This window comes from Pseudomonas sp. 51_B, assembly GCF_017491595.1.
GTDB classification, from domain to species: Bacteria; Pseudomonadota; Gammaproteobacteria; order Pseudomonadales; family Pseudomonadaceae; genus Aquipseudomonas; species Aquipseudomonas promysalinigenes.
On sequence record NZ_JAFGYW010000242.1, the window covers coordinates 1 to 493 of the forward strand.

Sequence of the window (493 nt, forward strand, 5' to 3'; positions counted from 1 at the left end):
CATTAGTCGTTGGTCAGTCCGAAAATAGCCAAGAAGAATTGTTGGAGTATTGGCGCACATCGATGGAAGTGGGAAATATGTTAAGTCAGGCCGGTTGGCTAGATCGTAAGCGAAGTTCAATTAGTAAAACTATCATGGAGCAACAGCGTAATGATCTAGTTCATTCCACGGCCACGCGGAAGCGGGAGTAAAACGATTTATTTATGGGGTGGGAAGTATTTTAGGCATCTGATTGGCTGGGCTTGGATTCGAGCGATGGCGTTTGTATTTCGTCTCTTTTAATCTTAGCGCCAACAGACTTATGTCCAATTCACTGCCCCAGCTATGTTACGAGATGCTGCTGGATATCGCTGCAATCGAGTCTAGGCGGAACCGTCCCATCGACTTCTGATAACTCCGGGTCTCATAGATGATCATGACAAGGAGTCAGTTGTGGCTGAGCCAGCAGCACGTTTCGCGGGAGCTGTACACCTGGTGCTGAGCAGATGCAGGC

The 493-nt window shown here is 48.3% G+C and carries 1 protein-coding gene; it reads left to right on the forward strand.

The genetic code is table 11. The features are described from left to right. Positions 1–191: hypothetical protein (locus tag J5M56_RS24630; RefSeq protein ID WP_207938015.1), on the forward strand; the 191-nt coding region annotated here is incomplete at its 5' end. Positions 192–493 lie beyond the last annotated feature (302 nt).